The sequence below is a fragment of the Cereibacter johrii genome (assembly GCF_001720585.1).
Lineage (GTDB): Bacteria > Pseudomonadota > Alphaproteobacteria > Rhodobacterales > Rhodobacteraceae > Cereibacter_A > Cereibacter_A johrii.
The window spans coordinates 19,152-30,806 of sequence record NZ_MABH01000035.1 but is presented as its reverse complement, the minus strand read 5'-3'; the positions used below and the strand labels follow the sequence as shown (position 1 = coordinate 30,806).

Annotated in this window: 13 protein-coding genes; 4 read left to right on the top strand and 9 right to left on the bottom strand. The window is 68.8% G+C overall.

The window, feature by feature from the left end; genetic code table 11:
• The 4 genes from A9O63_RS02060 to urtE form a co-directional block, all read left to right on the top strand.
• Window positions 1-1,252, top strand: a 1,252-nt coding sequence (locus A9O63_RS02060; protein WP_069330438.1) for a UDP-N-acetylmuramoyl-L-alanyl-D-glutamate--2,6-diaminopimelate ligase, incomplete at its 5' end; no start/stop codon positions are given.
• Window positions 1,253-1,345: 93 nt separating this feature from the next.
• Window positions 1,346-2,578: an urea ABC transporter permease subunit UrtC gene (gene urtC, locus A9O63_RS02055; protein WP_069330437.1), complete on the top strand. Its 1,233-nt coding sequence runs from the start codon at window positions 1,346-1,348 to the stop codon at window positions 2,576-2,578.
• Window positions 2,575-3,318, top strand: a complete 744-nt coding sequence (gene urtD / locus A9O63_RS02050) for an urea ABC transporter ATP-binding protein UrtD (protein ID WP_069330436.1) — start codon at window positions 2,575-2,577, stop codon at window positions 3,316-3,318. The genes urtC and urtD overlap by 4 nt, the downstream gene beginning before the upstream one ends.
• Entirely contained in the window at window positions 3,315-4,013 is a 699-nt protein-coding gene (urtE, locus tag A9O63_RS02045) for an urea ABC transporter ATP-binding subunit UrtE (protein WP_069330435.1), read from the top strand. The genes urtD and urtE overlap by 4 nt, the downstream gene beginning before the upstream one ends.
• Before the next feature lie 300 nt (window positions 4,014-4,313).
• Here the strand turns inward: urtE and cycA are convergent, their stop codons facing one another.
• The 9 genes from cycA to bchM all read right to left on the bottom strand — a co-directional run bounded on the left by cycA (window position 4,314) and on the right by bchM (window position 11,647).
• Window positions 4,314-4,751: a cytochrome c2 gene (cycA, locus tag A9O63_RS02040; protein ID WP_069330434.1), complete on the bottom strand. Its 438-nt coding sequence runs from the start codon at window positions 4,749-4,751 to the stop codon at window positions 4,314-4,316.
• Between the two features lie 338 nt (window positions 4,752-5,089).
• On the bottom strand, window positions 5,090-5,962 hold the full coding sequence (gene puhE, locus A9O63_RS02035; RefSeq protein ID WP_069330433.1) for a putative photosynthetic complex assembly protein PuhE: 873 nt from the start codon (window positions 5,960-5,962) through the stop codon (window positions 5,090-5,092).
• A 61-nt stretch (window positions 5,963-6,023) separates the two neighbouring features.
• Window positions 6,024-7,115: a magnesium-protoporphyrin IX monomethyl ester (oxidative) cyclase gene (acsF, locus tag A9O63_RS02030; protein ID WP_069330432.1), complete on the bottom strand. Its 1,092-nt coding sequence runs from the start codon at window positions 7,113-7,115 to the stop codon at window positions 6,024-6,026.
• The gene (locus tag A9O63_RS02025) at window positions 7,112-7,408 is read right to left on the bottom strand and encodes a hypothetical protein (protein WP_069330431.1); all 297 of its coding nucleotides are present in this window, start codon (window positions 7,406-7,408) and stop codon (window positions 7,112-7,114) included. The genes acsF and A9O63_RS02025 overlap by 4 nt, the downstream gene beginning before the upstream one ends.
• A gap of 21 nt (window positions 7,409-7,429) precedes the next feature.
• Window positions 7,430-7,894 carry a photosynthetic complex assembly protein PuhC gene (gene puhC, locus A9O63_RS02020; RefSeq protein ID WP_069330430.1) on the bottom strand — a complete coding sequence of 155 codons (465 nt, stop codon included), beginning with the start codon at window positions 7,892-7,894 and terminating at the stop codon, window positions 7,430-7,432.
• Between the two features lie 76 nt (window positions 7,895-7,970).
• Window positions 7,971-8,615, bottom strand: a complete 645-nt coding sequence (gene puhB / locus A9O63_RS02015) for a photosynthetic complex putative assembly protein PuhB (RefSeq protein ID WP_069330429.1) — start codon at window positions 8,613-8,615, stop codon at window positions 7,971-7,973.
• Between the two features lie 126 nt (window positions 8,616-8,741).
• A complete protein-coding gene (puhA, locus tag A9O63_RS02010; RefSeq protein WP_069330428.1) occupies window positions 8,742-9,524 on the bottom strand; it encodes a photosynthetic reaction center subunit H in 783 nt (260 codons plus the stop codon).
• Window positions 9,525-9,542: 18 nt separating this feature from the next.
• Complete coding sequence (locus A9O63_RS02005; protein ID WP_069330427.1) at window positions 9,543-10,982, bottom strand: PucC family protein; 1,440 nt, start codon at window positions 10,980-10,982, stop codon at window positions 9,543-9,545.
• A complete protein-coding gene (bchM, locus tag A9O63_RS02000; RefSeq protein WP_069330426.1) occupies window positions 10,979-11,647 on the bottom strand; it encodes a magnesium protoporphyrin IX methyltransferase in 669 nt (222 codons plus the stop codon). Before bchM ends, A9O63_RS02005 begins: the two co-directional genes overlap by 4 nt.
• Window positions 11,648-11,655 lie beyond the last annotated feature (8 nt).

Below are 11,655 nucleotides of genomic sequence, written 5' to 3'. Positions count from 1 at the left end.
GCTTGCGGGTTCGGGCGCGGCCCTCGTCCTGGCCGAGGACCCCCGCCAGACACTCGCCGGCGCGGCCGCCCTCTGGTTCGGCCGCCAGCCCGCGACCATGGTCGCGGTGACGGGCACCAACGGCAAGACCTCGGTCGCGACCTTCACCCGCCAGATCTGGACAGCCCTCGGCCATGCCGCGATCAACATCGGTACGACCGGCGTCGAGGGCGCCTTCGCGGCCCCCTCGAGCCACACGACGCCCGAGCCCATCACCCTGCACCGGCTTCTCGCCGAGGCGGCAGAGGCGGGCGTCACCCATGCCGCGATGGAGGCCTCCTCCCACGGGCTCGAGCAGCGCCGTCTGGATGGGGTGCATCTGGCGGCCGCGGGCTTCACCAACTTCACCCAGGACCATCTCGACTATCACGAGACGTTCGAGGCCTATTTCGCGGCCAAGGCCGGGCTCTTCACCCGGGTCCTGCCCGACGAGGGCACGGCGGTCATCAACCTCGACGATCCCCGCGGCCCCGAGGTCGCGGCCCTCGCGCGGGCGCGGGCGCAGCGGGTGATCGGCACGGGCTTTCACGCCGATGCCGACCTGCGCCTTCTATCGCAGCGCTTCGACGCGACCGGGCAGGACCTCCGCTTCTCCTGGCAGGGCGAGGTGCATCTCGCGCGTCTGCCGCTGATCGGCGGCTTCCAGGCCTGGAACGTCGCGGTCGCGGCCAGCCTCGCCATCGGCGCGGGCGACGCGCCCGAGCGGGTCTTCGCCACCTTCCCGCAGCTTCAGGGGGTGCGAGGGCGGATGCAGCTCGCCGCCACCCGGCGGAACGGCGCCTCGGTCTTCGTCGACTATGCCCATACGCCCGACGCCCTCGCCACCGCCCTCAAGGCGCTGCGCCCGCATGTGATGGGCCGCATCATCGTCGTCTTCGGTGCCGGCGGCGACCGCGACCGCGGCAAGCGCCCGCTGATGGGCCGCGCCGCGGCCGACCATGCCGACGTGCTCTATGTGACCGACGACAATCCCCGCACCGAGGATCCCGCCACCATCCGCCGCGCCATCCTCGAGGCCTGCCCCGAGGCGCACGAGGTGGGCGACCGGGCCGAGGCCATCCTGCGCGGCGTCGATGCGCTCACGCCGGGCGATGCGCTCCTCATCGCGGGCAAGGGCCACGAATCGGGCCAGGTGGTGGGCACCGACATCTTCCCCTTCGACGATGCCGAACAGGCGAGCATCGCCACCGCCGCGCTGGACGGGCTGATATGACCCCCTCCTTCCCCCTTCATTCTGGCAGAAATATCCCGGGGGGCGCGGGGGGCTGGCCCCCCGCTTCCTGCCGCCAGCCGGAGCGCGCCTTCCATGAGACAGGGCTTCCTCACCCGCACCCCCTCGGTGCTGATCTTCCTCGCCCTTCTCGCGCTCTTCACCCTCGTGGTGACGCTTGCCTCCCACGCCTACGGCACGGCTTTCCTCTCCACCTCCTTCGTCAAGACGCTGGGCAAGACGCTCTGCCTCTGCCTCGTCGCCCTCGCGATGGATCTCGTCTGGGGCTATGCGGGCATCCTCAGCCTCGGCCACATGGCCTTCTTCGCACTCGGCGGCTACATGATCGGCATGTGGCTCATGTATGCCCGCACCGAGGACATCGTGGTGCAGGCCCAGGCCAACGCGCCGTTACCCGCCACGCCGCAGGAGATCTCGGACGGGGTGGCGAGCCAGATCTTCGGCGTCGTGGGCGGGGCGGAGTTGCCCGCCGTCTGGGCCTTCGCCCACAGCCTGCCGCTGCAGCTCGCGCTTGTGGTGCTCGTGCCGGGCCTTCTGGCCCTCGTCTTCGGCTGGCTCGCCTTCCGCAGCCGGGTCACGGGGGTCTATCTCTCGATCCTCACCCAGGCCATGACGCTCGCCCTGGCGCTGCATCTCTTCCAGAACGACGCGGGCCTGCGCGGCAACAACGGGCTCTCGGGTCTCCAGAACATTCCCGGCCTCGGTCAGGTCTCGCAGGACCGGCTCTCGGTCTGGTTCTTCTGGGCCTCGGCCGGCGCGCTGGGCCTCGGATACCTCCTCGCGGCCTGGATCGTCTCGGGCAAGTTCGGCTCCGTCCTGCGTGCCATCCGCGACGACGAGCAGCGGGTGCGCTTCCTCGGCTACTCGGTCGAGGGCTACAAGCTCTACATCTTCACCCTGACCGCAGTGATCGCGGCCATCGCGGGGGCGCTCTACTACCCGCAGGCGGGCATCATCAACCCGGCCGAACTCGCCCCCATCGCCTCGATCTATCTCGCCGTCTGGGTGGCGATCGGCGGCCGCGGGCGCCTCTACGGGGCGGTGATCGGCGCGGCCTTCGTCTCGCTTCTCTCGACCTGGTTCACCGGAGGGCGCGCGCCCGATCTGTCCCTCGGCTTCGCCACGATCCAGTGGGTCGACTGGTGGCAGATCCTGCTGGGGCTGGCCTTCGTCCTCGTCACGCTCTTCGCGCCGCAGGGGATCGGCGGGCTCGTCGACTGGGCGCAGGGCCTGCGTGCTCCGAACCGGCGCGGCGCACCGCTCGGCCCCGATGCGGGCGCGCTGCAGGAGAGGGAGGCCACCGAATGAGCGCGCTCCTCGAGGTCTCGGGCGTCTCCGTCACCTTCGACGGCTTCCGCGCGATCAACAACCTCTCCTTCAACATCGGCGCGCGCGAGCTGCGGGCCATCATCGGGCCCAACGGCGCGGGCAAGACCACCTTCATGGATATCGTGACCGGCAAGACCCGGCCCGACCAGGGGTCCGTCACCTTCGGCGACCGCTCGATCTCGCTCTTGAAGCTCTCCGAGGCGCAGATCGCGCAGGCGGGCATCGGGCGCAAGTTCCAGCGCCCGACGGTGTTCGAGGACCAGACGGTCTTCGACAATCTCATGATGGCGCTGAAGAAGCCACGCTCGCCCTTCGCCGTCCTCTTCTTCCGCCCCTCGCAGCCCGATGCCGCGCGCGTGCAGGCGCTGGCCGAGGAGGTGGGCCTCGGCCAGCATCTCGCGCGGAAGTCGGGCGAGCTCAGCCACGGGCAGAAGCAGTGGCTCGAGATCGGGATGCTGCTCGCGCAGGAGCCGCGGCTCCTCCTCGTGGACGAGCCCGCGGCCGGGATGACGCTGGCCGAGCGCGAACATACCACCGCGCTTCTCGTCGAGATGGCGAAGACGCGCGCGGTGGTGGTGGTCGAGCATGACATGGAGTTCGTCCGCCGCCTCGATTGCAAGGTGACGGTGCTGCATGAGGGGGCGGTGCTGGCCGAGGGCAGCCTCGACCATGTGACGCGCAATCCCTCGGTGATCGAAGTCTATCTGGGACGCGGATGATGCTGAAGACCGAAGCGCTGACCCTGCATTACGGCGGCAGCCAGATCCTGCACGGGATCGACATGGAGGCGCGCGCGGGCGAGGTGACCTGCATCATGGGCACGAACGGGGTGGGCAAGACCTCGCTCCTGAAGGCGATCGCCGGCACGCATCCCCGCTCGGGCGGGCGGCTCCTCTTGGGCGGCGCAGAGCTGCCGGTGCTGCCGCCGCAGGCCATGGCGCGGCGGGGCCTCGGCTTCGTGCCGCAGGGGAGGATGATCTTTCCGCTCCTGACGGTGACCGAGAATCTCGAGACGGGCTTCGCGGTCCTTCCCCGCGCCGAGCACCGGATCCCGGAGGAGATCTATACCCTCTTCCCGGTCCTGAAGGACATGGCCCACCGCCGCGGCGGCGATCTCTCCGGCGGCCAGCAGCAGCAGCTCGCCATCGCGCGGGCCCTGATCATGCGGCCGAAGCTCCTCCTTCTCGACGAGCCGACCGAGGGGATCCAGCCCAACATCATCCAGCAGATCGGCCGCGTGATCTCCTATCTGAGGGAGAAGGGCGACATGGCCATCGTCCTCGTCGAGCAGTATTTCGACTTCGCCTATGACCTTGCGGACCGGTTCTACGTCCTCAAGCGCGGCGCGGTGGACCTGTCGGGCACCAAAGGCGAGCTCGGGCGCGACCGGCTGAAGCAGGCGGTTTCGGTCTGAGGGAAGAGCGATCCGCCGCCTCCGGCCGTCGCTCCTCTCGCCCGCACCGCCACTGCCCTCCGCCACGCGGGCCCGGGCCCTCGCAGAGGCATGGGAGGGGCAATTGTCCTGCTTCCGCCAGAGGTCCGCGCTGGGCCGGAGGCCTTGGGCGCGCGTGCGCCCGCCTCGCTCGTTCCCGAGTAATATCTCCGCCGGCCGGTCCCGACGCCGTCCCGGCCTTCTCCGCGGGTTTTCTCGCGGCTGGATTGCGAAAGGCCGGCAGATCGCTCTGCCGGCCTTCGCATGCGTTTTGGTCCGGGCTCAGGGCCGGACGGCGACTTGCTGGAGGTAGGCCCAGATGTTGTGGGCGTCCTCTTCCTTCTTCAGCTTGAAGGTCATCTTGCCCTTGGCTTTCGCGTCACCGGTATAGTCCTTCAGGAACTTGGTCGGATCCTGAACATACTGAACGAAATGCTCTTCATCCCAGGCGAGCCCTTTCGCGCCGGCTTCCTTCATGCCGTCGCCGTAGCCCTTGAAGTCGGCCTGCGTGCCCGCGGTGCGGCCCACGACGCCGTAGAGGTTCGGGCCGGTCTTGGCGTTGCGGCCGGCGATGGTGGTGCCGGCATCGTCCACGATGACGTGGCAGGTCTGGCACTGGTTGAAGGCCTTGGCCCCGGCTTCCGGGTCGCCTTCCTGCGCGAGCGCCGGCAGTGCCGCGAAGGCAGCGATGGCGGCGAGAGCCTTGACTTGGAACTTCATGGGTATCCTCCCTGTATGGGTAGATGGTTGTGAAGATTTAGGTGCCGCCGGCACACAATCACTACTGCGGGCCGTGCGTTCTGGATCATGCATGACATCTGGATCCGGGATCCGCAACGGCCGCGCGGGCGGCGAAACGGGGGACGGGCCGGAAGCCCGGGTGCGGCTGGACGGGCCGATCTCGCAGATCGAAGGCGCGCTTTGAGGATGCGAGGTGGCTGACATGGACTTCCTGCCGGGCTGTTCGGACGCAGCGGACTATGCTGCTCGGATACGGAGCAAATTATATGACGGATTGCCGCAGAACGAGCCCCTGGCCGGGCCTCACCGCGATGTGACTAGAGCCTTCCCGCCTTCTCCTTGAGCAGCTTGGCCTCGCCGCGCCGGACGGTGTCCGGCAGGTGTGAGGGCGGCACGCGGGCCGCATGGGCCGGCCGCCGCCGCTCGGGCATCATCCATTTCCAGAGTTTCCTGTCCTGCAGGTTCACCACCATGAACCAGTGCTCGAGCACGGCGAGCGCGGTCAGCGCGGCCAGGAGCCAGAAGCCCACCTCGCGATGGTTCGCCCCGCCGGCCGAGAGCGCGCGCTCGATCCAGCAGCCGGTCGCGAAGGTCAGGAGCGTGACCGACAGCGGGAAGAAGCGGTTCATCCGCGTGTGGCGGAAGTAGCTCGACAGATGCGCGAGGGTCGAGGGCAGGAACTCGACATTGATGTAGGGCACGCCGAGATAGAGGTTCAGCTTGGCCGAGACCCGGGCCACGAAGAGGACGAGGAAGGTCCAGAGCCCGAAGCGGTTCGGAGCGTCGGCCCCATGGACCGCCATGGCTATGAGCACGGTGAGGAGCACGATCTCGTGCCACAGGACCGTGCCCACCGCCCGCAGGAACCGCTCGGGGGCCCGCGCATGGAGCGGGCAGGGGTCGGTGTTCGGGCCGGTGATGACGCCCGACAGGAAGGAAAGCTCGATCCAGCCCCAGACGCCGAGCGCCGAGAGGAACGCCACATAGACCCCGCCCACCGTCTCGTCGTGGAGCGTGTGGACATAGCCCCAGGCCCCCGCGAAGAGCATCGGCAGGCCCAGGATCACCGAGGTCAGATGCGCCTCGGGGCCGCGGTTGTCGGCATGGCGCACCCGCCAGAGCAGGATGCCGGTGGAGAACCACCAGACGAAGATGGCCGACAGGGCCACGACCCAGGGACTCGTCAGCATCGGCGGTCCCTCGGCTCGGTGGAGGAAGCGGGCACGGCCCGCTTCCGGTGATCGTCAACAGTCAATAGCTCGGCTCCAGTCGGACGTTCTCGGGCAGGCTGTGAGTCCTGACCGGGATCGTGTAGAGGGACGCGAAGGCGGCCAGCGCCTGCGCGCCGCCCAGAGCCTTCTCGAGCCGCCCCGCGATCCCGCCGCGGCGGGTGCCGCGGTCGATGCGCAGGAAGGCCTCGTTCATGCGGCGGAGCGCCGGCTTCCAGCGCGGATGGTCGATGTCGAGCTCGACCGGGAAGATCTGGCGCGCGATCTCGGAGGTCTTGCGGTAGACCTCCTGATCGTACCAGTCGATGTCCACGCCGAGCGCCTTGTGGAACTCGGGCCGGGCATGGTCGCGCACCCACATGGTCGAATAGACCGCCGTCAGGAAGAAGCGGATCCAGAGCCGGTTGACGGTCGTGTCCGTGAGCTTCGGATCGGTCTTCATCAGCAGCGCGAAGGCCTCGCCGTGGCGGAACTCGTCGTTGCACCACTCCTTGAACCACTTGAAGATCGGGTGGAACCGGTGCTCGGGGTTGGCCTCGAGATGGCGGTAGATCGTGATGTAGCGCGCGTAGCCGATCTTCTCGCTGAGGTAGGTGGCGTAATAGATGAACTTCGGCCGGAAATAGGTGTATTTCTTGGCCTTGGTCAGGAAGCCGAGGTTCACGGCCACGCCCGCCTCGCGCAGCGCGTCGTTGATGAAGCCCGCGTGCCGGGCCTCGTCGCGGGCCATGTAGTTGAAGAGCTCGCAGATGTCGGGGTTCGAGCCGCGGCGCTTCATCTCCTTGTAGAGCACGCAGCCCGAGAATTCGGCGGTGCAGGACGAGACGAGGAAGTCGATGAATTCGACGCGCAGGGCAGGGTCCATCCCCTCCCAGTCGATCCGGTCCCAGTCCTCGGTCTTCTTGAAATGCGCCTTGTTCGGATCCGCCTTCATCTCGGCGATCAGCGCGTCCCAGTCCTTGCGGACGGCCGTCACGTCGATGCGGTCCAGCTCGTCGAAATCGGTGGTGTAGAAGCGCGGGTTGAGGATGTGGGTCTCGGTCGCCATCGCCGTCGTGTCGGCAACCGCTTCCGGCGTGAGCGCGGGGGAGAGCCCTCCGGCCGGCGCGTTCACAGCGTCACCTGCTCGGAGAAGGAGAATTCGCACAGTTCCATCGCGCCGAAATCGCCCGTGAGGCGCGTCCAGAGCCGCTCGAGGCCCGAGGCGCGCGTGATGGTGGCGGTGCGTTCCTCGACCACCACCTCGCCGAAGGCCGCCAGAACCGGCGCGCCGTGAACCAGGACCTCATCGCCCGGATGGACGATGGCCCCGTTGTCGAAGCGCACATGCGCGTGGAGAGACTCGAACTGGTGACTCACTTCAACGGTGCAGGGCACCTCTTCCGCTTGTTTCGTGAACAGACCCATGGGGGTTCCCTTCTCTTGGCGTCATTCGGACAGCATCCGCTCGAAGGCGGCCTTGTTGTCGGGTCCGAATGCCTGGAGCTCGGCGCTCCAGCCGGTTGCGTCATCCTGCAGGGAAAGTCTGCCGTTCTCGTACTTCACCAACCGCACGGGGGGGTTGCCTTCGATCCTGTGCACGGTGCGGGCGCGCTTCAGGCCGATCTGGATCACGGTGACGAAGCCGCCATTCTCGGCTTCGAAGAGGGTCTCGCCTTCGGGCGTGCGGACGGCCACGGCCTGCTCGCCCAGCCCCTGCAGGACGAGCTGGCGCTCGGCCACCACGGGGGCGGGGGCGGGCTGGCCGGTGGGCTCGCGGCCGGTCCAGACCGCCCAGCTCACCATCAGGACCGATCCCAGCGCCAGGGCGAACATCGCCTTGAGCAGGAAGGGCGGGATCAGCTCCTTGTCCTTGTCGCTCCGGGGCTGGCGGGAGTTCTGTGCGCTCATCATGGCATGTCCTGCGGGGTCTTGCCGGGGCTGCCCCGCGAGGGCAGCGGCCGGACGTGGATCGGAGGGCCGGGTCGGCTCAGGCGGCGGGCACGGCGTGGGGCGGCACCGGGGCCTGCTCGCCCGCGCGGGCGATGGTGGGCACCGAGAGCCGCGCCTCGGCCGCATCCGACAGGAGGCGGGCGACGCGCTCGGCGTCGGGCACGCAGCGCATCGCCGGCTCGCCGCGCCATTTCCACGGGCGGATGTGCGGCCAGCAGACCAGCTTCGAGATCCGGTTGGGCGCCTTCATCCGCATGGCGATGGTGCCGGTGCCGGACTTGCGCAGGTCGAGCGCGGCGCTTTCCAGCTGCTTGAAGGGCAGGTTCAGCGTGACCGACAGCGCGGCCCCGATGCGCAGGATCACGCGCGCGGTGGTGATCGAATAGATCGTGGCCCGGGCCTGCCAGTAGGCGCCGAGGAGGAGGAGGAGATAGGTCACGGCGCCGAGCCCGAGATAGGGCAGCCCGTAGGCCACCGCCATCGGCAGGCCGCCGTCGGCCCAGCCGGTCGAGGCGCGCCAGAGGGCGGTCAGGGCGAAATAGCCCGCGATCCAGTTGACCTTGTAGGCCTCGCGCGCCAGCGCGAAGGCGGCCGGGCGGCCCTGCCAGAGCAGCGTCTCGCCCTGCGGCGGACGCTCGGGGAGGCCAGGGATCGGTTCGAACTTGAAATCGTCATGGTCCATGGGTGTCTCCTCGGGTGCGTCTGCGGCGGATCGGATGCGGATCGGATCCGGGTGGGTGAGGGATCTGATCCGGATCGGGTCCGGGAAGGATGCGGCGCGGCCCCCGGGGGGCCGCGCCATGCGGGATCAGGCGTATTCGGCCAGCATCGCCGCCACGACCGACTTGCGCTTCGGCGCGGCATACATCAGGCCGCCCGCGACGTAGCCGCAGATCTTGTCCTCTTCGAGGAGCGTGACCTCGGTCGGGGACTTGATCGTCGGGATGCCCGCGAACAGGTCGGACGAAAGCGCGTTCACATGGACGCGGTTCGACTGGACCTTGACCATCTGCATCGGCAGGAGGCGGGTCGAGCCGTCCTTGAGTTCGACTTCGAGGAAGCGGGCCATCTGCTCGGGGATGTCGACCCAGATGTCCACGACCTTGCCGGCGATCTCGAGATCGCAGCCGCGGACGGGCAGGCCGATCGGGTTCTTGCCGGCCGAGACGTAAAAGCCGGCAGCGGCCTTCATCGGCTTGATCTTGTTGTGGCCGTGCCCGTCGAGTTCGGGCAGGTCACGGCGCGCAACCCACGAGGCCGGGCCGACGCCGTCCTTCATCGGGTCGCCCGTGGGGGCATGCGGGAAGCCTTCCGAGACGGCCGTCCGCGCGAGCGCGATCGGGCGGTCTTCGCTTTCCGGGCCGGGCACGGTCAGCGTGCCGCGGCCGTGGGGCAGGATGAAGGTCTTGGGCTTCGGCAGCGGGAACGGGCCCTGGTTCGCGGCCGGGGTGCCGTCCTCGTTCTCCAGCGGATAGCCCTCGCGCATGTTCTCGGTCTGGAGGTAGTAGATCAGGCCCGCGAGGAAGATCCAGAAGCTATAGATCGCCAGCGACGCCAGATCGAAGTTTCCAAAAGCAGTCACACCAACCATTTAAGGGGTCCTCCGGTGTCAGGTGGGGAAGTCGGCGAGTCCCACGCGGGTCCCGCCGGCCGGTCGTTCAGATGAGAGGATCGTGGTTCGGACCAGAGGCCCCAGCACGATCAGTGTGGCGAACAGCAGCCCGATCTCGAGGAGGTACACGGAGCTGTAGCCGATGGCCGCGTCCTGCAGCGCGGCACCGAGATGCCCCGCCTTGGCCCAGTGGCCGATGACGTCGCGCAGCGCGCCGCCCATGAGGATGGCGAGGCCCGCGGCCGTGGCTTGCGCAGCCCCCCAGGCGCCGAGCGCGAGGCCGCGGCCGGCCAGACCCGCCACAGGGACGGCCATCGCCATCGTGAGGGTGGCGACGGAGAAGAGCCCGCCGCCCATCCCGATCAGGCCCGCACCGGCGAAGAACATCGCCTTCGACGCGGCGGGCCAGGCGAAGAGCACGAGCAGGAAGGCGGCAAGGCCGATCAGGATCCCCCGTCCCGCCATGCGGGCGGGGTCGAGACCGCGCGCCAGCCAGCGCGCGGCCAGTCCGAAGCCCGCGAGCGCGCCCACCGACCACATGGCCGTCAGGAGCGTCGTGGCAGACACCGGCAGGCCGATGATCTCGCCGCCGTAAGGCTCGAGCAGCACGTCCTGCATGTTGAAGGCGAGCGTGCCGAAGGCCACCGCCAGCAGGAGCCTGAAGGTGGTGCCGTCGGCATTGAGTTCGGCCCAGGCGTCGCGGAGGCGCGGCCGGGGTGCTGCGCGCTCCTCCTTCGACATCGGCCGCACATGTTCCTGCTTCCAGAGCGCGACGATGTTCAGGACCATGGTCATGAAGGCGCAGCCCTGCACGACGCGGATCAGCCGCAGCTCGGAGAAGTCCGACAGGAGCCAGCCCACGATCAGCGACGAGATCCCCATGCCCACGAGGAACATGACGTAGAGCAGCGCCACCACCCGCGGCCGCGTCTCTTCCGTGGCGCGGTCCGAGGCGAGGGCGAGGCCCGCCGTCTGCGTCATGTGCATGCCGAGGCCCGCCATCAGGAAGGCCAGCGCCGCCAGCACCTCGCCGGCCCAGTCGGGGCCGTGGATCTGATCGCCCGACAGCACGATCAGCGCGAAGGGCATGATGGCGAGGCCCCCCATCTGCCAGAGCGAGCCGAACCAGAGGTAGGGGATACGCTTCCAGCCCAGCGCCGAGCGGTGATTGTCGCTCCGGTGGCCGATGAGGGCGCGGAACGGGGCCGACAGGACCGGCAGCGCGATCATCAGGGCCACCACCGTGGCGGGCACCGCGAGCTCGACGATCATCACGCGGTTGAGCGTGCCCAGGAGCAGCACCGAGCACATGCCGACCGAGACCTGGAACAGCGACAGGCGCAGCAGTTGCCCCAGCGGCAGCCCTTCAGAGGCCGCATCCGCGAAGGGAAGCGCACCGATCGTCAGTTTCTTCAGCTGTTTCCGCCCCAGGATCACGGCCGGAACTCCAGACACTCGGAGATGTAGAAGCCCCGCGACACCCGCCCGACCTTCACAAGCCTGCCCCCCGTCGCCTCGTTCAGAGGCTGGAACGGGTGCGGGATCATGACCGGCGAGCGGTCGGACCGCGGAAAGAGCTTCCCCATCGTCCAGAACGCCATCAGGAAAGGCGTTCGCGGGGCCACGGTAAAGACGACCGAATGCCGCGTTCTGGCGCCGAGCCTGTCGAGCGCCGCCGCGATGTCGGCGTCGGTGTAGTAGATCAGGCTGTCCATCGCGACGACATAGTCGAAGCGGCCGAGATCATCGGCCAGCATGTCGCCCGAGGCGAAGGTCACGCGGTCCAGATGCTCGGGCGGCAGGCGCTTTCGCGCGATCTCGACGAGCTGCGGCGAGATGTCCACCGCCGTCACCTGCGCGCCGCGCGCCGCCAGCTCGGCCGTCATCTGGCCCGCGCCGCAGCCCGCGTCGAGCACGCGCAGGCCCGTGAGGTCCTTCGGCAGCCGCCAGAGCATCTTCGCCCGCATCGTGTCGCGCCCCTCGCGCACCGTCTGCCGGATGCGGCTGACGGGCGCCGAGGAGGTGAGCCGCTCCCAGGTGTGGGTCGCGGTGCGGTCGAAATAGTGCTCGACCCGGTCGCGGGTGGTCGAATAGTCGTTCATGGGTTCTT